The 19,002-nt window shown below is 63.6% G+C and carries 21 protein-coding genes; 12 read left to right on the top strand and 9 right to left on the bottom strand.

The features are described 5' to 3' along the window. Positions 1–4 precede the first annotated feature (4 nt). The 4 genes from paaC to paaI all read right to left on the bottom strand — a co-directional run bounded on the left by paaC (position 5) and on the right by paaI (position 2,621). Positions 5–841: a 1,2-phenylacetyl-CoA epoxidase subunit PaaC gene (paaC, locus tag CTEST_RS12670; protein WP_047254047.1), complete on the bottom strand. Its 837-nt coding sequence runs from the start codon at positions 839–841 to the stop codon at positions 5–7. Beyond that, entirely contained in the window at positions 838–1,128 is a 291-nt protein-coding gene (gene paaB, locus CTEST_RS12665) for a 1,2-phenylacetyl-CoA epoxidase subunit PaaB (protein ID WP_047254046.1), read from the bottom strand. Before paaB ends, paaC begins: the two co-directional genes overlap by 4 nt. 18 nt (positions 1,129–1,146) lie before the next feature. Beyond that, positions 1,147–2,097 carry a 1,2-phenylacetyl-CoA epoxidase subunit PaaA gene (paaA, locus tag CTEST_RS12660; RefSeq protein WP_047254045.1) on the bottom strand — a complete coding sequence of 317 codons (951 nt, stop codon included), beginning with the start codon at positions 2,095–2,097 and terminating at the stop codon, positions 1,147–1,149. Between the two features lie 92 nt (positions 2,098–2,189). Next, positions 2,190–2,621 carry a hydroxyphenylacetyl-CoA thioesterase PaaI gene (paaI, locus tag CTEST_RS12655; RefSeq protein ID WP_047254044.1) on the bottom strand — a complete coding sequence of 144 codons (432 nt, stop codon included), beginning with the start codon at positions 2,619–2,621 and terminating at the stop codon, positions 2,190–2,192. A 139-nt stretch (positions 2,622–2,760) separates the two neighbouring features. Here paaI and CTEST_RS12650 point away from each other — a divergent pair, with 139 nt between their 5' ends. The 3 genes from CTEST_RS12650 to CTEST_RS12640 all read left to right on the top strand — a co-directional run bounded on the left by CTEST_RS12650 (position 2,761) and on the right by CTEST_RS12640 (position 6,359). Then, a complete protein-coding gene (locus tag CTEST_RS12650; RefSeq protein ID WP_047254043.1) occupies positions 2,761–3,369 on the top strand; it encodes a TetR/AcrR family transcriptional regulator in 609 nt (202 codons plus the stop codon). A 252-nt stretch (positions 3,370–3,621) separates the two neighbouring features. Next, the gene (locus CTEST_RS12645; protein ID WP_047254042.1) at positions 3,622–4,935 is read left to right on the top strand and encodes an AMP-binding protein; all 1,314 of its coding nucleotides are present in this window, start codon (positions 3,622–3,624) and stop codon (positions 4,933–4,935) included. A gap of 83 nt (positions 4,936–5,018) precedes the next feature. Next, positions 5,019–6,359, top strand: coding sequence for an MFS transporter (locus tag CTEST_RS12640; RefSeq protein WP_047254041.1), 1,341 nt, complete (start codon positions 5,019–5,021; stop codon positions 6,357–6,359). Here CTEST_RS12640 and CTEST_RS12635 read toward each other — a convergent pair. Continuing rightward, positions 6,356–7,168, bottom strand: a complete 813-nt coding sequence (locus tag CTEST_RS12635) for an Fpg/Nei family DNA glycosylase (protein WP_144413292.1) — start codon at positions 7,166–7,168, stop codon at positions 6,356–6,358. The two genes, CTEST_RS12640 and CTEST_RS12635, sit on opposite strands and share 4 nt — an antisense overlap. A gap of 70 nt (positions 7,169–7,238) precedes the next feature. Between CTEST_RS12635 and CTEST_RS12630 the strand changes: the two genes are divergently transcribed. Beyond that, complete coding sequence (locus CTEST_RS12630; protein ID WP_047254039.1) at positions 7,239–8,732, top strand: DUF1846 domain-containing protein; 1,494 nt, start codon at positions 7,239–7,241, stop codon at positions 8,730–8,732. Between the two features lie 10 nt (positions 8,733–8,742). Continuing rightward, complete coding sequence (gene trhO / locus CTEST_RS12625; RefSeq protein WP_047254038.1) at positions 8,743–9,648, top strand: oxygen-dependent tRNA uridine(34) hydroxylase TrhO; 906 nt, start codon at positions 8,743–8,745, stop codon at positions 9,646–9,648. On the opposite strand, the gene CTEST_RS12620 is transcribed toward trhO, so the two are convergent. The 4 genes from CTEST_RS12620 to CTEST_RS12605 are packed head-to-tail and all read right to left on the bottom strand — an operon-like array spanning position 9,626 to position 12,751. Then, positions 9,626–10,159, bottom strand: coding sequence for a hypothetical protein (locus tag CTEST_RS12620; protein ID WP_047254037.1), 534 nt, complete (start codon positions 10,157–10,159; stop codon positions 9,626–9,628). The genes trhO and CTEST_RS12620 overlap by 23 nt on opposite strands. 21 nt (positions 10,160–10,180) lie before the next feature. Beyond that, entirely contained in the window at positions 10,181–11,134 is a 954-nt protein-coding gene (locus CTEST_RS12615) for a universal stress protein (RefSeq protein WP_047254036.1), read from the bottom strand. A gap of 20 nt (positions 11,135–11,154) precedes the next feature. Next, on the bottom strand, positions 11,155–11,616 hold the full coding sequence (locus CTEST_RS12610) for a MarR family winged helix-turn-helix transcriptional regulator (protein ID WP_083985775.1): 462 nt from the start codon (positions 11,614–11,616) through the stop codon (positions 11,155–11,157). Between the two features lie 43 nt (positions 11,617–11,659). Beyond that, positions 11,660–12,751, bottom strand: a complete 1,092-nt coding sequence (locus tag CTEST_RS12605) for an inositol-3-phosphate synthase (protein WP_047254034.1) — start codon at positions 12,749–12,751, stop codon at positions 11,660–11,662. Between the two features lie 148 nt (positions 12,752–12,899). On the opposite strand from CTEST_RS12605, the gene CTEST_RS12600 reads away from it, so the two are divergent. The 7 genes from CTEST_RS12600 to rplI all read left to right on the top strand — a co-directional run bounded on the left by CTEST_RS12600 (position 12,900) and on the right by rplI (position 18,787). Beyond that, positions 12,900–13,265 (top strand): DUF5318 family protein, encoded by a 366-nt coding sequence (locus tag CTEST_RS12600; RefSeq protein WP_047254033.1) that lies wholly within the window; start codon positions 12,900–12,902, stop codon positions 13,263–13,265. 99 nt (positions 13,266–13,364) lie between these two features. After that, positions 13,365–15,515: a transglycosylase domain-containing protein gene (locus CTEST_RS12595; protein WP_047254032.1), complete on the top strand. Its 2,151-nt coding sequence runs from the start codon at positions 13,365–13,367 to the stop codon at positions 15,513–15,515. 5 nt (positions 15,516–15,520) lie between these two features. Beyond that, on the top strand, positions 15,521–16,921 hold the full coding sequence (locus tag CTEST_RS12590; protein ID WP_047254031.1) for a glycosyltransferase family 87 protein: 1,401 nt from the start codon (positions 15,521–15,523) through the stop codon (positions 16,919–16,921). After that, positions 16,918–17,106, top strand: coding sequence for a hypothetical protein (locus CTEST_RS12585; protein ID WP_047254030.1), 189 nt, complete (start codon positions 16,918–16,920; stop codon positions 17,104–17,106). Before CTEST_RS12590 ends, CTEST_RS12585 begins: the two co-directional genes overlap by 4 nt. Before the next feature lie 159 nt (positions 17,107–17,265). Then, a complete protein-coding gene (gene rpsF / locus CTEST_RS12580) occupies positions 17,266–17,553 on the top strand; it encodes a 30S ribosomal protein S6 (RefSeq protein ID WP_144413291.1) in 288 nt (95 codons plus the stop codon). Between the two features lie 78 nt (positions 17,554–17,631). After that, positions 17,632–18,249, top strand: coding sequence for a single-stranded DNA-binding protein (locus CTEST_RS12575; protein WP_047254028.1), 618 nt, complete (start codon positions 17,632–17,634; stop codon positions 18,247–18,249). A gap of 85 nt (positions 18,250–18,334) precedes the next feature. Further along, positions 18,335–18,787 carry a 50S ribosomal protein L9 gene (rplI, locus tag CTEST_RS12570; protein WP_047254027.1) on the top strand — a complete coding sequence of 151 codons (453 nt, stop codon included), beginning with the start codon at positions 18,335–18,337 and terminating at the stop codon, positions 18,785–18,787. Positions 18,788–19,002 lie beyond the last annotated feature (215 nt).

The raw sequence follows: 19,002 nt of genomic DNA, 5'->3' as shown, positions 1-19,002 counted from the left end.
GTGATCACCAGGTCGCGCCGGGATGTTGGCGGGCGAGGGACTGCATTTCGAGGAGGATGTAGCCGCGGTGCTCGGAGAAGCAGCCGGTGCGGTGGCCAGACATCGCCTGCGGGGTGGCAGGGATCTCGAGCTCGGCCATGGTGAGAAGGTGAGCGATGCGCTCGTCGAATTGCGCCTTGAGGCTCGAGGGCGCAACGGCAATACCCTGCTCGGCGAGGGTGGTGTGAAGGGGCAGGTCCTCGAATAGCTCCGCGATGTAGGGCCACATGTAGAACAGGCCTTCCTCGATCCTCTCCTTGGAATAGTCGGTGCCCAGGCTCAGGCGCAGGACCCATTGGCTCGCGTGGTCGACGTGGTACTCGACTTCCTTGATCGCTTTCGCGGCGATGGCGGCAATGGTGGGATCGGTGGAGTCGAGCAGGGCCGAGTACAGGCCGTACATGTAATAGGAGGCGATGAGCTGGCGGGCAATGGTCTGGCCGAAGTCGCCGTTCTCCTGCTCCATGAGGCGGGCGGAGCGGAACTCTTCCTCATCGCGGAAGTAGGCGAGGTTGTCTTCGGTCTGGTTCGAGGCTGTGCCGGCGTAAGAATAAAGGAAACGAGCGTGGCCGATGAGGTCGAGCGCGATGTTGGCCAGCGCGATGTCTTCTTCCATCTCCGGGGCGCGGGAGACCCACCAGCTGAGGCGCTGGCCGAGGATGAGGGCGTCGTCGGCAAGCATCGTGGCGTACGCCGCGACATCCGGGGAGGCTGCGGCACCGGAGTGCTGGACGTCCTCGGCGGTGAGCGATTCGCCCTGGGTTTGGCGGGTGGCGGAGTCGACGGAGGCGAAGTTATTCACAGGTGCGGCACCCCTTCCGACTTGTCGTAATAGGTGGCGTGGCGGTAGTTCTTGCCGGAGGCTGATTCGAAGTAGCCGCCCTTGGAATCGGGATCAGAGGAGGTCACGGCCTCGGAGGGGACGACCCACACGGAGGTGCCCTCATTGCGGCGGGTGTAGAGGTCACGGGCATTGCGCAGGGCCATGGTGGCGTCGGGCGCGTGCAAGGAACCGGCGTGGACGTGGGACAGGCCACGGGAGGATCGGACGAAGACCTCCCACATGGGCCACGTCTGCTGTTCGGACATGGGTTGGCTCCTTATTAACTAGGCGATGAGGTGGGAGTCGGTGGCGCGGGCGGTCTTCTCGGCGTAGGCCGCGGCGGCCTCCAGCACCCAGGCGCCGTCGTTGTGTGCTTGTCGACGCCGCTGCATCCGCTGCACGTTGCATGGTCCCTCGCCGCGGATGACGGCTTTGAACTCGCTCCAGTCCAGCTCGCCGTAGTCGTAGTGGCCGCGTTCCTCGTTCCATGTGAGGTCCGGGTCATCGAAGGTGAGGCCGAGGGCTTCGACCTGGGGGACGATCATGTCGACGAAGCGTTGGCGCAGCTCATCATTGGAGAAGCGCTTAATCTTCCACTCCATGGACTGCTGTGAGTTGGGCGAATCCTCGTCGGGCGGGCCGAACATTTGCAGGGCGGGGCCGTAGAAGCGGTTGATGGATTCCTGCGCCATCTGTTTTTGTGCCTCGGTGCCGTGGGCGAGTTCGTAGAGGATTTCCCAGCCTTGGCGCTGGTGGAAGGACTCTTCCTTGCAGATGCGGACCATCGCGCGACCGTAGGGGGCGTAGGACGCGCGGCAGAGAGGGACCTGGTTGCAGATGGCGGCGCCGTCGACCAGCCAGCCGATGGCCCCGATGTCGGCCCACGTGCGCGCCGGGTAGTTGAAGATCGAGGAGTATTTGGCGCGGCCGGTGAGCAGCTGGTCTACGAGTTCATCACGGCCGGTGCCCAGGGTCTCGGCGCCGGAGTAGAGGTAGAGGCCGTGGCCGGCTTCGTCTTGGACTTTGGCGATGAGGATGGCTTTGCGCTTGAGGGAAGGCGCGCGGGAGATCCAGTTGGCCTCCGGCTGCATCCCGATGATCTCTGAGTGTGCGTGCTGGGAGATCTGGCGGGTGAGGGTCTTGCGGTAGGCGTCGGGCATCCAGTCGGTGGGTTCGATGCGGGAGTCCTCGGCGATGATCCGCTCGAAAGCCTCCTGGCCTGTGCTGGTAGTCACTTAGGTTACGTCCTTTGCTGGGGAGGTCGAATAACCGATCGTTCGGTCAGTATATGGACGAGTGTGATCTATGTCAATCTTTTTCTCCCGGGCTAGCGCCGGGGGATGGTGCGGGACGTCCCCCGAAACTCGGCAATGACTTTTCCGTTGACGGTGAGTGTGACGTCGGTGATGCCGTTGCGGCCCCAGGTCCGCCTCTCCACCGCATGACCTTCGACAACATCCCCCTCGAAGGCTGGCGCGAGGTAGTGGATGCCCACCTGGGCGGCGACGGCGACCTCGCCGTGGGAATTACAGGCCCCGGCAAAAAGCGAGTCGGCGAAGATGAACAGGTATCCACCCTGCGCGGTGTGGTGGCCGTTGCACATGTCGGGGCGAATGGTGAAGGTGCCACGCGCTTCGCCGAGGCCGAGGTGGGTGATGGTCATGCCGATGCCTTGGGAGGCGAGGTCGGTCTCGAACATGGTGCGCACGTGCTCCAGCTGGGGATCGGTAGCAACGCCGGGGGCGAGGATGGGGCTCATGGGGGCTCCTGAACTAGTGGAATACTGACCAGTTGGTCGGTATTGAGCGGAGAGTCTACGTCATCCGAGGGGATATGCGCCCGGGTGTGGCTGCTTAAATGGGGGACAATCGAGTGAAATCCGATGTGAGGAGAATGGCATGCCGCTGTCAGGAAATTCCGGCGGCCGGGGTCGTCCCGGTTATGGCCGCGAGGACGTCATTCGCATCGCCGTAGAGGTGTTCAACCAGCATGGCTACGAGGCGACATCGATGGGCACCCTGGCGGCGCGCCTGGGCTTGAGCAAATCGGCCATTTATCATCACATCACCTCCAAGGAAGAGATCCTCGTCGAGGCCACCGACAAGGCCCTCGCGGAGCTGACCACGGTGATCGAGTCCGCCACGCAGGAGGCGGGGAGCACCGTCGAGAAGCTGGAGTTGCTCGTCGCGGGCTCCACCCGCGTGCTCTGTGAATACCCGGCCTACGTCCGGCTCCTGCTCCGCTTGCGGGGGAACACGGATGTGGAGCTGCAAATCCTTGAGCGTCGTCGCAGGCTGACGCAGGAGCTTATCGATGTCGTCCGGGATGCTCAGGAAAAAGGGCTGGTCAACGATGCGCTGGAGGCGGGGGTGATTGGCCGCCTCATTTTCGGCATGATCAACTCCATCGTCGAGTGGTACCGGCCCGGCGGCAAGTACACGCCGGAGGAGATGGCCGCGATCACCCCGCGGCTCGTTTTTGATGGGATTCTTATTCGTGAGGGGTAGTCCCAGGGGTGTTCGGGGCATCGGCGCGCTGTGCTGGGCTGATGGGGAGATGCTGCGGAGATTCGGGGGTAGTGTTCGGGTGAAAGCTGAGAATCTTTAGGACCTTTTATTGTGAATGTGTTGCACGTTACAGACGGACGGTTGTAACCTGTGCCACATGCTCGCTGACCGATTGGTCGGTTAGTAATTGGTAATCATCGTTGCCAATCGCCTGCACCCGACACATTCGGCGGGCATAGAAAGGACTACGCAGTGGCTTCCTCCACCGACATCACCTCCACGATCAACGGGCCCCAGACCAGCATCGAGTACGCCTCGCGCGATGAAATCACTGCGCTGCAAACCGAGCGCATGAAAAACACTCTGCGGCACGCGTACTACAACGTCCCGCACTACAAGCGGGATTTTGATGCCCGGGGAGTCCACCCGGACGATTTCAAAGAACTCAAGGACATCAGCCTGTTCCCCTTCACGGATAAGGCCATCCTGAGATCCGAATACCCCTTCGGGATGTTCGCCGTGCAGAAACACCAAATCGCGCGGATCCACGCATCGTCGGGCACCACTGGTCAGCCCACCGTGGTGGGATACACCCGCAATGACATCGAGACCTGGGCCGAATTGGTCGCGCGCTCGCTGAGCGCCGGTGGCGTTCGCCCCGGCGACCGTGTGCAGGTGACCTTCGGGTACGGACTGTTCACTGGCGGCCTGGGCCTGCACTACGGCGTGGAAAAGCTCGGTGCCACCGCCATCCCCACCTCCGGTGGGCAGACGGACCGCCAGCTGCAGATCATGCGTGACTTCCAGCCGGACGCGATCGTCGGCACGCCTTCCTACATGCTCAACGTGCTCGACCGGATGCGCGCGGAAGGCATGGACCCCGAGTCCAGCCCGATGCGGGTGGGCATCTTCGGGGCCGAGCCGTGGACCGAAGGCATGCGCCGGGACCTGGAGGCCGGTTTCGGGATCGACGCCACCGACATCTACGGGCTCTCGGAGGTCATGGGGCCGGGCGTGGCTCAAGAATGCATTGAGACCAAGGACGGCCTGACCATCTGGGAAGACCACTTCTACCCCGAAATCCTCCACCCCGAGACCCAGGAGCCAGTGCCGGATGGTGAGCTCGGCGAATTGGTCATCACCCCCTTGACCAAGGAAGCCTTCCCGGTCATTCGCTACCGCACGCACGACCTCACCCGCTTGCTGCCGGGAACGGCTCGCTCGATGCGCCGCCTCGGACGCATCAGCGCCCGCAATGATGACATGATCATCCTCCGCGGCGTCAACTGCTTCCCCTCCCAGTTCGAAGAACTGATCGTGGAGGACCATAACCTTCGCCCGCGCTACCAGTGCGTGCTCTCCAAGCGCGGACGCATGGACCACCTCACCCTCGTGGTCGAACACGCCCCCGGGCGCACGGCAGATGAGATCACCAACTCTCAGCTGCACCTGCGCAAGCTCATCAAGGACCGCATCGGCGTGTCCGTCGACGTCGATATTCGTTCTGCCGTCGACTCCGGCGAAGGCAAAGCCAAGCGCATCGTCGATAACCGCCCCAAGAGCTAACCCCCTCCTTCTCTTTAGTGCACCCGCCAGGCCGACGGCAGCTGACGCTGTCGGCCTTCTCGGGCTAGAAGAGAGTTACTGAGATGACTACCGCCACTCCCACCGAGCACACCGATTCCGCCTCCCCGCCCACCCCTGAGCCGATTACCTCCGAGCACCGTCGCGTCCTCGCGGGGGCCATGGTCGGCACCACCATCGAGTGGTTCGACTTCTTCATCTATGCCCAGGCAGCGGCTCTCATTTTCGCTGCCCAGTACTTCAACCCGGCCTCCAACGACAACGCCACCATGGCGCAGATCGTGTCCTGGGCGTCGCTGGGTATCTCCTTCCTCTTCCGCCCGCTCGGCGCGGTCATTGCCGGTCACCTGGGCGATCGCCTGGGCCGCAAGCCCGTCCTTGTGGTCACGCTGCTGGGCATGGGTGGCGCGACCGTCGCCATGGGTCTGCTGCCCAACTACGCCGCCATCGGCATCGCCGCGCCGATCATCCTCGTGCTGCTGCGCATCCTGCAGGGCCTGTCCGCCGGTGGCGAATGGGGCGGCGCCGCACTCCTGGCCGTCGAGCATGCCCCGGTTCAGCGCCGCGGCTACTTCGGGTCCTTCCCGCAGGTCGGCGTCCCCGCCGGCATGCTGTTGGCCACCCTGTTCATGCTCGTGCTCTCCGCCACGCTGACCACCGAGCAGTTCGAATCCTGGGGCTGGCGCATCCCGTTCGTCTCCTCACTGGTGCTCATCGTCGTCGGGTTCTTGATCCGCCGCCTCGTGGAGGAATCCCCCGTCTTCGCCGAGCTGGAGGAGTTGAAGAAGAAGTCTTCGGCCCCGCTGTCGGAGCTCTTCCGCAACCACACCGGCAAGGTCGTCCTCGCCGCCCTCATCTTCGCGGGCGTCAACGCGGCCGGTTACATGGCCATCGCCTTCATCGTCTCCTACGGCACGAAGAACGTCGGCTATGACCGCACCACCACCCTGGCGGTGACCTCGGCAACGGCCATCGCGTGGATCATCGCGACCCTGGTGTTCGGCGGGCTCTCCGACACGATTGGCCGTAAGCAAACCTTCGCCCTCGGCTACATCGGGTCGATCCTGTGGGCGGTGCCCATGTGGCTGCTCGTGGATACGGGCAATGTCGCGCTCTTCATCCTCTCGATGGTGGTCTTGGGCATCCTGCTCGGCGCGACGTATGGCCCGCAGTCGGCGCTGTATGCCGAGATGTTCCCGCCGGAGGTCCGCCTCTCGGGCGTGTCCATCGGATACGCCATCGGCTCCATCATCGGTGGCGCCTTCGCCCCGATGATCGCCGCACTGCTTCTCGACGCCACCGGCACCTCCATCTCCATCGGCATCTACATCGCGGTGGTCTCCCTCATCTCCCTCATCGCGGTGCTCATGGTACCGAAGGGTATCCAGGGCAAACCCCTCAACTAGTCGGGTTGGCAGCCGGGACACCAGAAGAGGTTCCGGCCCTCCATGACCTTCTCTGCAATATCGGTGCCGCAGACGAAGCAGGGTTGGCCGGAGCGGCGGTAGACGTAGACTTCGCCGCCGTGGTCGTCCTTGCGGGGCTCGCGGTTCATGGCTTCCGGGGTGTGTTCGGGTCGGACGGTATCAATGCGTCCGGCCCGAACTCCGTCGTTCATGAGGCCCACGAGGTCGAACCAGATGCTGTCGAACTCGTTGCGTTCGAGCTGGTTGCCGGGGAGGAAGGGGGAGATGCCGAGGCGGAAGAGCGTTTCCGCGCGGTAGATGTTGCCCACGCCGGCGAAGAGTTTTTGGTCCATGAGCAGGGAGCCGATGCTGCGGCCGGAGCGGGAGACGCGGGGCCAGAGGTGGTCGGGGGAGGCATCTTCGCGCAGGGGATCTTCGCCGAGCTTGGCCACGGCGATGTCGTATTCGGCGTCCGTGATCAACCGGCACCATTGGGGTCCGCGCAGGTTGGCGGCCTCCTCGCCGTTGTCGATCCGCAGGCGAATCTGGCCCCACACGTCGTCGGTGGGCTCGAAACGCATTTCCCCGATGAGCCCTAAGTGGATGTAGAGGATGTGCTCGGGGTGAGGCGCGTCGACGTCGATGAATAAGTGCTTGCCTCGTGCTTCCGCATGGGTGATGGGCGCGCCGTCGATAAGCGATGCCTCAGCGGCGAACCTCCCCTGGGGGGAGGTGATGTGCAGGTCGCGGCCCGCGAAGCGTTCGTTGAGCTCATTGGCGAGGCGGTGGATGACGTGACCTTCGGGCATGCGCACAGTGTAATGCGGACGCGGTAGAGTCGGGAGCGTCATCAAGGGACTGCTTCGGAGGGCTCACCGCATGCCACATGCCATCGGATTCGACCGTGATCGTTACATCGAGATGCAGTCGGAGCACATCAATGCTCGCCGCCGCGAGATCGGCGGCAAACTCTATCTCGAGATGGGTGGCAAGCTTTTCGACGATATGCATGCCTCCCGCGTGCTGCCCGGCTTCACGCCGGACAACAAGATCGCGATGCTCGAGCGGATCAAGGACGACCTGGAGATCGTCGTCTGCCTCAACGCCAAGGACCTAGAACGCCAAAAGGTGCGCGCGGACTTGGGCATTCCTTATGAGGAAGATGCACTGCGCCTCATCGATGTGTTCCGCGAGCGTGGCTTCCTGGTGGAAAATGTCGTGATCACCCAGCTCACCGACGATAACCCGATGGCGCAGACTTTCATCGATCGGCTGGAACGCCTCGGGCTGAAGGTGTCGCGCCACCGCGTCATTCCCGGCTACCCCGCCGATACGCGGCGGATCGTGTCGGAGGAGGGCTTCGGCGTCAATGAATACGTGGAAACCTCGCGCGATGTCATCGTCGTCACCGCGCCGGGGCCGGGTTCGGGCAAGCTGGCCACCTGCCTGTCGCAGGTTTACCACGAGTACCAGCGGGGTATCCGGGCTGGTTACGCCAAGTTTGAGACCTTCCCCATTTGGAACCTGCCGCTAGAACACCCCGTCAACCTCGCCTACGAGGCCGCGACCGTTGACTTGGATGACATCAACGTCATCGACCCTTTCCACCTCGCGGCCTATGGCGAGCAGGTAACCAGTTACAACCGCGACGTTGAGGTGTTCCCGCTGCTCAAGACCCTCCTGGAGACGCTGGCCGGGACGAGCCCCTACCAGTCGCCGACCGACATGGGCGTCAACATGGCGGGCTATTGCATCTCCGACGATGCCGTGTGCCGCGAGGCATCCCGGCAGGAGATCATCCGCCGCTACTACAAGGCCCTGGTGGATGAGCGCCGGGACGAGCTCGACGACACTCTCTCCGCGCGCGTCGCCATGGTGATGAGCAAGGCGGGCTGCCACGTCGAGGATCGCGTCGTCGTCGCCCCGGCGTTGGAGGTCGCGGAACAGACGGGGCTGCCGGGTGCGGCCATGGAGCTGGCCGATGGCACCATCATCACCGGCAAGACGACGGAACTGCTGGGTTGTTCCGCCGGCATGTTGCTTAACGCGCTCAAGCACCTCGCGGGCATCGATCGGGAGACTCACCTGCTGTCCCCGGAAGCCATCGAGCCGATCCAGACGCTCAAGACCACCCACCTGGGTTCCCGCAATCCGCGCCTGCACACCGATGAGGTCCTCATCGCGTTGTCCGTCTCCGCTGCTGGCAGTGATGAGGCGCGCCGGGCCCTGGCCGAGTTGAAGAACCTGGGAGGTTGCGAGGCGCACACCACCACGATCTTGGGATCGGTCGACGAGGGTATTTTCCGCAACCTCGGCGTGCTGGTCACCTCCGAGCCGGAGTACTGGCGCAAGTCGCTGTATCGCAAGAAGTAAGCTAACGGCTGTGTCTCTCAGCAAAATCCTCCTGTACTACCGCTTCACCCCCATCGCCGACCCCAAGGCGGTGATGCTTTGGCAGCGTGACCTCTGCGAATCGCTGGGGCTGCGCGGCCGCATCCTCATCTCTACCCACGGCATCAATGGCACCGTCGGCGGCGATATCGCGGCGTGCAAGAAGTACATCCGCAAGACCCGCGACTACCCGGGCTTCAAGGACATGGAGTTCAAGTGGTCCGAGGGCGGGGCGGAGGACTTTCCCAAGCTCAGCGTCAAGGTCCGCGAGGAGATCGTCGCCTTCGGCGCCGCCGGGGAACTGAAAGTCGACGAAGGCGGGGTCGTCGGCGGAGGCGTGCACCTCAAGCCCGAAGAGGTCAATGAGCTTGTCGACGCCCGCGGGGACGACGTCGTCTTCTTCGATGGCCGCAATGCGATGGAAGCGGAGATCGGCAAGTTCAAGGGGGCCGTCGTGCCCGATGTGAACACCACCCACGATTTCCTCGCGGAAATCGAGTCCGGCAAGTACGACTGGATGAAAAACCACCCCGTGGTCACCTACTGCACCGGCGGGGTGCGCTGCGAAATCCTGTCTTCACTGATGAAAAACCGCGGGTTCGAGGAGGTCTACCAAATCGACGGCGGCATCGTCCGCTACGGCGAAAAGTTTGGCAACCAGGGCCTGTGGGAGGGCTCGCTGTATGTCTTTGACAAGCGCATGCACGTCGAATTCGGCGACGACTACCAAGAGCTGGGCCACTGCATTCACTGCCACGCGGCGACGAACAACTTCATTAACTGCGCCAATGAAGACACGTGCCGGCAGCAAGCCCTCGTGTGCGAAACCTGCGCCGCGTCCCCGGCGACCGCCCACTGCGGCCGCGCCGAATGCGTTAGTTTTCTAGGGCTGGAATAAGGATCTGACCGGCGGTGATGAGCCAGACCATGCAGAAGGGCACCATCACCCAGAACACACCCATCCACGGGCGCCAGCGGGTGTAGCTGTTGAGCTTGCGGGTCATGATGATCGCGCAGCCGAGCACGCCGATGATGGGCACGATGCTGGTGACCAGCGGCCAGATGATCTGCGAGGTCCTCGTGCACAGCCACACCGCCTCGCCCGCCACGCACTCCGGCCCACCGATAAGGCGGAACACCACAAGCAGGCCCAGACCGAGGACGAAGGTGATCGCGGGGATGGCGGCGAGGAACTGCAACGCCTGACGCGAAGACTGCCGGTTACGCTCGGCCTGCACTACCGGATCAAGCCAGGACGCTAGCTCCTCCGGGGACTGCGGGTCCGGCGGCCGGAGGTTAGCAAAATCCGCGTCGGCCGTGAGGTCATTTTCCGGGTGCTCGAGGAAGCCGCGCCAACCCCACCGACGATTGCTGTCGGGATCGTAGTCACCTGGCCGCTCCTCAGTCATGCTCCCCACTCTAGACCCTCACTAATGGGTGGGGGCCGGCCGGATCACCACCGGAACCTCGACGTGGCGGAGGAACTCGGTTGCCGTGGACCCGAGGAAGACGCGCTCAATCGCGCCGGGTGGGTCCGAACTGAGGATGAGCAGGTCACCCTTCTTCCACTTGAGAGAATCGATCGCCCCTGACCAGCCGGAACCCGTACCAATCTCGGATTCGACGTCGAGCTCCGGGAAAGCACCATGGACCGAATCGTGGGCCCGGTCGAGCATGGCGAGGGAGTGCTCCCGCCATTCATCAACCAGCTCGCGGGTGAAGTCGACCTTGCTGTTGACCGGGGCATCAGCGATCCCGGAGGGGGAGAACGCGAGGATACGCAAGCCCACGGCCCATTCTTCGGCGATCTTGGCGGCGTAGTGCAGCGAATCATTCCGCTCATCGCCCTTGCTTTCCAGGTAGGCGAAGTTGATGCGGGTGACGCCGCGCTTGGATAGTTTCACCGCGCGGGGCGCCAGCGCGAGGGTGCGCGGGGAGGAATGCAGCAGGGCGTCAGTCGTGGAACCGGCGAGGAACCGGCCCTTGGGGGCAGCGGCATCGGAGCCCAAGATGACCAATTGGGCGTCGAAGGCCTCAGCGGCCTCGGTGAGCAGCACGGTCTCGGAGGGGCCGTCAGCGAAGACACTGATCGTCTCATCCCAAAAATGCTTATCGATGCCCGCGGTGCTCAACGCCCGCTTCACCGCCGCCTCGCTGGCGGCGGCTTCCTTATGGAACCACTTCCGGTACTTACCGCCCAGCTTGCTTAACGACGTCGCGGGCCACGGCCGGACGAAGGTGCTGACGACTCGGATGCGGACATTCGTCGTGCGGCTGAGCCACGCCGCCAGTTCAATGGCCTCTGTGCCGGGCGAATCAGGGCGCCAAGCAATGAGGAGCCGGGCGGGCTCGGGCGGGTCAGAATCAGGGGAGTGGGGTGCCATGACGGACCCAATTTTTCCGTCTAAGCGTTGTTCGTGTCAATAAGATCCGCCCCATAGACCTCCGCCAGCTTGTTAATAACCTCCGCCAGCTCCGATGCCCGCTCCAACTCCGAGTCATCGAGGGTGGAAATCATATCGGCGAGATACTTGGTGCGCTCATCGCCGACACGCTTGAGCTCGCTTTCCCCCAGGGGGGTCAACGCGACGCGCACCCCGCGCCGATCATTCTCGTCGCGGATGCGATCGACCAATTCCCGCTGCTCCAACTGATGCAAGGCATTAGACGCGGTAGGCATACGGATGCCCTCCCCGCGCGCTATTTCGCTGATGCGGGAAGGTCCGTTGTCCTTGAGGCGGGCCATGATCGACAGTTGGGGTCCTGTCAGGTCCGACTGCTCGGCGATGCGGAAGTACATCACGTAGAGCTTTGTCAGTGCCGGACGAATCCGGGCAGCTATGTCCTCAGGGTTCGGTTTTGTCATAGAACCCATGATAGACACGTTTGCACTTAAAACGGTCTACCTACTATTCATCCGCGCCGATAATGAACGCTTCGAGCTGCGCGCGGGCCTCATCGTCGCCGAGCTGAACCGGCGGGGACTTCATCAGATATGCGCTGGCAGGAAGCACGGGGCCGGCGACCTTGCGGTCGAGGGCGATCTTGGCGGCACGCACGGCGTCGATAATGATGCCTGCGGAGTTCGGCGAGTCCCACACCTCCAACTTGTACTCCAAGTTGAGGGGAACCTCGCCGAAGGCGGTGCCTTCGAGGCGAACGTAGGCCCACTTGCGATCATCCAGCCACTCGACGTAGTCCGAGGGGCCGATGTGGACGTTGCGGTCGGCGGTCTTGCCAGCGATGGGGGAATCGACCAGGTTCGACGTCACGGCCTGGGTCTTGGAGATCTTCTTCGATTCGAGGCGATCGCGGTCGAGCATGTTCTTGAAGTCCATGTTGCCGCCGACATTGAGCTGCATGGTGCGCTCCAGGCGCACACCGCGGTCTTCGAACAGCTTCGCCATGACACGGTGGGTGATCGTCGCACCCACCTGGGATTTGATGTCATCGCCGACGATGGGCAGGCCCGCGTCGATGAACTTCTGGGCCCACTCCGGGTCGGACGCGATGAAGACCGGGAGGGCATTGACGAAGGCGCAGCCGGCGTCAATGGCCGCCTGGGCGTAGAACTTGTCGGCCTGCTCGGAGCCGACCGGGAGGTAGGAGACGACGACGTCAACGGCGGCGTCGCGAAGCATCGTTGCCACATCGACCGGATCGGCCGAAGACTCCGTGATGGTCTCGCGGTAGTGCTTGCCCAGTCCGTCGAGGGTCGGGCCGCGCTGGACGGTGACGCCGGTGGCCGGGACATCGGCAATCTTGATGGTGCAGTTGCGCGAGGCCTCGATGGCGTCCGCCAGGTCCGTGCCCACCTTCGCCTCGTCGACGTCGAAAGCGCTGACAATCTCCACATCGCCGACGTGGTACTTGCCGAAAGTCACGTGCATGAGGCCGGGAACCTTCTCATCGGGGGAGGCATCCTGGTAGAACTCAATGCCTTGCACCAGGGACGCGGCGCAGTTACCCACGCCCACAATCGCTACGCGAACCTTACTCATTTACTCAATCACTCCTTGACACTGGCGGGCAGCGGATGCTGATCGCGCTCGAGGCCTCATCCTAAGGTGCTGAAGTGCAGATTTAGGCCAGGTAGACCTTCCTTACCGATTAAGAACGCCCACGTGGACGACGGCGTATCCTGGCCGCGTGGTTGAGTATCGCAATGAAGTGTCGCACCGCTGGGAACGTCATTCCCTGCTGGCTGGCTGGCGCGCGGGCAGCGTGACGCGGGAGGAGATCTGCGACGCGGACTTCCTCCTCATCACCGCCGCGCGCTACCACGGCCAGCCCGCCGGGACGCCGTGCCCGGTGTGTGAGGGCGAGAATATGCGCACTGTCCTGTGGATTCACGGCGACCAGTTGGGTCGAATGTCGGGGACCGCACGCAGCCGCGAGGAGATAGAGGCAATCGTCAGCGCCGGCCGGGAAGTCATCGTCCACACCGTCGAGGTCTGCCCGGACTGCCGGTGGAACCATCTCCTCACCGCCGTCACAGCAGTTCCGGGGGCGTGACCGGGCACACCTGAAGGCGAGAAAAGATTCCCCAGGATGGCATAAAGGAAGTAGTGTTCACTGTGTTAACAGTGTCATCAGCAACAGCGGGGACAACAGGTGTCTGAAGAGAAGAAAAATAAGCCCTCCACAGCCAAGCCCGCCCGTGGGCGTGGGCGCACCATCCTCAAGTGGGTGCTGGGTGCCATCGCGGCGATGATCCTCATCCCGTTGGGTGTGTTCTTCGTGGCCTACACCACCTACGACATCCCCCAGCCCGAGGAGCTGACCTCCAAGCAGGTCTCCACCATCAACGCCTCGGATGGGTCGACGGAACTGGCGCGCATCGTGCCGCCGGAAGGCAACCGCCGGCAGGTGCCGCTTAGCGACGTCCCGGAATCCGTCCAGAACGCGGTCCTCGCCGCCGAGGACCGCGAGTTCTGGACCAACAGCGGCTTCTCCGTCACCGGTTTCGGCCGCGCGGTCGTCGGCCAGCTCACCGGCAACGATTCCGCCGGTGGTGGATCGACGATTACCCAGCAGTACGTGAAGAACACGCTGGTGGGCGACGATCACTCGTACATCCGCAAGGCCCGCGAGCTCGTCTACTCCATCAAGATGACCAACGAGTGGAGCAAGGAAGACATCCTCGCCGCCTACCTCAACACCGTCTACCTCGGCCGCAACGCCTACGGTGTGGAAGCCGCCTCCCACGCGTACTTTAATAAGCCCGTCAACGAACTCGGCCCCGAGGAAGGCGCCCTGCTGGCCGCCACCATCCAGCTCCCCAGCCAGCTCGATCCTTGGAACAACCCGGAGGGCGCAGAGTCCCGCTGGAACTACGTCCTCGACGGCATGGTGGATATGGGCGTGCTCCCCGCTGAGCAGCGCGCCGGCATGATCTTCCCCGAGACCCGCAACCCCGCCGAGTACTCCGCCTACACCGAGGCGACCGGCACCAACGGCATGATCAAAAACCACGTCATGGCGGAACTTGATCGCCTGGGCATCACCGAAGAAGACGTGACCACCCGCGGCCTGCGAATCACCACGACGATCGACATGCAGGCTCAGAACGCCACCCTCAACGCCGTGGCCGCGCAGATGCCCGGCCTGCAAGAGGATGCCCGCACAGCCGTCGCCTCCGTCGAGCCCGGATCGGGTGCGGTGCGCTCCTACTACGGCGGCGACGATGCCGCCGGATGGGACTACGCCGACGCCGGCCTGCAGACCGGCTCGACCTTCAAGATCTTCGGCGTGGCCGCAGCCCTCCAGCAGGGACGCCCGCTGAGCTCGATGTACTCCGCCGCCCCCGTGACCATCCCGGGCGGCATCACGGTGAACAACTTCGACCGCTCGACCCCCGCGCCGTCGACCGTCGCCGACGCCCTCAAGCATTCCTACAACACGACGTTCATCCGCCTCCAGCAGGACCTCGCCAACACCACCCAGGACACCGCCGACATGGCCCACGCCTTGGGCGTCGCGCGTTCCATCCCGGGCGTGCCCGAGACGCTCACCGAAAATGGTGGACAGCCCTACGAGGGCATCATCCTCGGCCAGTACCAGTCCCGCGCCATCGACATGGCCACAGCCCTGGCCACCCTGGCCAACCGGGGCATCTGGCACGAGACTCACTGGGTTGAGCGCATCGAAACCGGCAACGGCGACGTGCTCTACCAACACGAAAACGGTGAAGGCGAGCGCCGCGTATCCCAGATCGTCGCCGATAACCTGCTCTCCGCGATGCAGCCCATCGCCGCCTACTCCAACGGCAGCAACCTCGCCGGAGGTCGGCCCTCCGCCGCCAAGACCGGTACCGCCCAGCTGGGCAACACCGGCTTGAACAAGGATGCCTGGATGATCGGCACGACCCCGGATCTGGCCACGGCCGTTTGGGTGGGCACCGCCGACAACACCTCCGCCATCTTCAACGAGTGGGGCGGCAACATGTACGGTGCCAACACCCCGGCCCGTATTTGGAAAATGACCCTCGACGGTGCGCTGGAAGGCAAGGAGATCAAGTACTTCGCCGACCCGGCCCCCATCAACTTCGGTATCGGCCCGCCGCCCATGCCCTACATCCCGCCGACTAGCACTTCGGCTGCTCCCACCTCTGAGGATGAGACCCCCTCGGAAACTCCGGAGGAGAGCCCGGAGGCAACCCCGCCGGCTATCCGCCTGCCCGAGTTGCCGTCGCTCCCGGCCCCGCCGACTGATGGCCTGGAGATCGCGCCGGGTCTTGTCATTCCTGGCCTCTTCCGCCAGTAGCGCCCGTGGGCAAAACTTTTTCGCGGGTCTCTCCCGCGGAGACTGAGCCGCTGGCGGCCGGGTTCACCGAGTTCCTCGGTGGGCCCGTTGGCCGTTTCGCGGCGGTGGGTCGCCAACGCTGGTGGACACCGCTGCGCGTCCTCATCTTCACCGCGCTCGTCTTCTTGTCCTTCGGCTATTTGTCCAAGGCCAATTGCCTCATGGGTGTGGCCGGCGAGGACGGGACGGTGTCCCTGAATTGGTCGGGCAACCGCCAATACGTCTCCGCCTGCTACAACGACATCGTCCCGCTCTACAGTGGGCGCGGCCTGGCCGAGGGGGGATTTCCCTACGCTTTTTCGTGGCAGGAGGGCGACCTCACCCGCTACTTGGAATACCCCGTGCTCACCGGCCTGTTCCAGGGGGCCATCGGCTGGCTTGCCCGGCTGAGCTATCCGCTTATCGACGTCCTCCCAGGCGCCATCCCCGCCGCCTCCTGGTACTTCGCCCTCACTGCCTTGGCAATGTCCGCCTTGTGGGTGCTCACGATCCGTCTCGTCGCCGCGCTGGCCGGCGACCGCATCTGGGACACTGTCCTCGTCGCAGCCTCACCGCTGGTCATTGTGCATGCCTTCACGAACTGGGATATCCCCTCCATCACCGCGATGGTTGGAGCGATGTACCTGGCCAGCCGCGGGCGGTACGGCTGGGCCGGTGTGCTCATCGGGGTGGGCACGGCGCTGAAACTGTGGCCGTTGTTTATCCTCGGCGCCTACCTCGTCCTGGCCGTCCGGTCCCGGACGTTTCGGCCTTTCCTCACCATGCTTGCCACCTCCGCTGGCACGTGGCTGGTGCTCAACCTGCCCGTCATGATCGCCTATCCCGAGGCGTGGAACGAGTTCCTCCGTCTCAACCGCGAACGCTCGTGGGAATGGACCACGATCTACGCGATTTTCTCCCGCCTCACCGGCTGGGGCGGCTTCGATGCCGCCGGCGCCACGCCCGTGTTTCTCAATGCCGTCAGCTTCGCACTTTTCTTGCTGGCCTGCCTGGCCATCGCCATCTTCGGCTGGCGCGTCGAACGGACCCCGCGGGTTGCGGAACTCATCTTCCTCGTCGTCGTGGCCTTCTTGCTGTTCAACAAAGTGTGGTCGCCGCAGTACTCGCTGTGGCTGCTCGTTCCCGCCGTCCTCGCCCTGCCGCGTTGGCGCCTGCTCGCGGCCTGGATGACCGTCGATGCCCTTGTGTGGCCCCTGCTCATGTGGCACATGTTGGGGGTAGACAACAACGGCATCCGGCACGAGCTTCTCGACGCCGCCCTCATCACCCGCCTCGTCCTCCTCACCGTCATGGTCGTCCTGGTGGTCCGCCAGATGCTCGGGCGAGAGCCCGAGCCAGTCTCCGATAGGGGAGGATGGAACCCATGAGCACCATCACCATCCTCGGCATTGCCTCCATCGTCCTCGGCGCGCTGTGCGTCACCGGCGCCTTTATCGCGTACAGCTACCGCAAGCCGGTGGGCATCTCCGTTGGTCTGGGGATCGGCGCATTCATCTTCCTCACCGTTTTCCCAGTTATTCTCGCGGTGTTCTACGCGACCTCACCAGTGTGATTGCGCGGCGGAGATATTCGCGGGGATATCCGCGGGGATTTCCGCCTGAACAGCAGGTGGGGTACAGTGGTGGGGTTGCTTGACGCAACAGACCCTCCTGTCACGCCCACAAGGGGCGTGGCCGATTCAATTACTAGACCATAGGAGGTGATGAGGTCCGTGCGTCACTACGAAATCATGATCATTCTGGATCCGAGCCAGGATGAGCGCACTGTAGCCCCGTCCCTGGATAAGTTCCTGGAGATCGTCCGCAAGGAAGACGGCAAGGTTGTGAAGGTTGATGTGTGGGGCAAGCGTCGTCTTGCTTACCCGATCAACAAGAAGGACGAGGGCATCTACGCCGTCGTCGACCTCGAGTGCGAGTCCGCGACCGTTCTTGAACTCGATCGCGTTCTTAACCTGAACGACACCGTCCTGCGCACCAAGGTGCTGCGCTCCGACGCTTAAGAGCGGATACTGGGTTCCATCACCAGGCACATCGCCACATCAGTCACGAGAATCCGCGTAGCAGGAAGGTAAGAACACATGGCACAGGGAGATACCAACATCACGATCGTCGGCAATGCCGTCAACGATCCTGAGCTCCGCTTCACCCCTTCGGGTGCAGCGGTGGCCAACTTCCGTATCGCCTCCACCCCCCGCCGGTTCAACTCTCAGACGAACCAGTGGGAGGACGGCGAAGCTCTGTTCCTCACTTGCAACGTGTGGCGCCAAGCCGCGGAGAACGTCGCCGAGACGATCTCTAAGGGCATGCGCGTCATCGTGACCGGCCGCCTCCGTCAGCGTTCTTTCCAGAACAAAGACGGCGAAAGCCGCACCGTGTATGAGATTGAGGTCGACGAAGTCGGCCCCTCCCTCAAGTACGCCTCTGCTCAGGTCAACCGCAACCCTCGTGAGGGTGGCGGCAACTTCAGCGGCGGTGGCGGCGGAGGATTCCAGCAGTCTCAGAACAGCGGCGGTTTTGGCGGCAATCAGGGCCAGCAGTCCCAGGGTGGCTTCGGCGGCGGACAGCAGTCCCCGCAGCAGCAGCCCCAGCAGGGTTCTGGCGGCCAGCAGCAGCACACTCCGAACAACGACCCGTGGGGTTCCGCCCCGCCGGCCGGTGGCTTCGGTGGTGCCGCTGATGATGAGCCTCCGTTCTGATCGAGCAGATTTTCACAACCACATCAGACTTTCTCGCCCCGCACTCAGTGCGTAGCGGCGGGACACACAACGAAAGGCAGGGATCATGAAGCTGATCCTCACCGCTGCCGTTGAAAACCTCGGAGTCGCTGGCGACATCGTCGAGGTCAAGAACGGCTACGGACGCAACTACCTGCTTCCCCGCGGTCTGGCCATTGTGGCTACCCGTGGTGCCGAGAAGCAGATCGAGGGCATCCAGCGTGCCCAGGAGGCTCGCGGTATCCGCGACCTCGACCACGCCCGCGCAGTCCGCGAGCAGCTGGAGGCCCTCACCGGCGTCTCCGTCGCTGTCCGCACCGCCGACAGTGGCAAGCTCTTCGGCTCCGTTAAGGCTGACGACATTGCAGATGCCGTCAAGAAGGCCGGCGGCCCCACCTTGGACAAGCGCAACATTGAGCTCCCCAAGGGTCTCGTGAAGAAGACCGGTAACTACCAGGTTCAGGTCAAGCTCCACGACGACGTGACTGGCAAAATCAACTTTGAGGTCGTCGGCGCGTAATACACGCGCCTGACGGCGGCTGGTTTCCCGACCTCGGGAAGTCCGGCCCAACGACAACAGCGGACCTACGGCCCCACTGGATGACTGGTGTTACATCAGTTCTCCCGGTTGGGGCCGTACGTCTGCCCAGAATCGGGCCAGTGGATAACTGTGGATAACTCGAGGTGATTCATCTCTCGGCTACCCCCGCGACGGCCACTAGCAACGCCGTTGTG

The sequence above is a fragment of the Corynebacterium testudinoris genome (genome assembly GCF_001021045.1).
Taxonomy (GTDB): Bacteria; Actinomycetota; Actinomycetes; order Mycobacteriales; family Mycobacteriaceae; genus Corynebacterium; species Corynebacterium testudinoris.
This window is presented reverse-complemented; position numbering and strand designations above follow the sequence as displayed.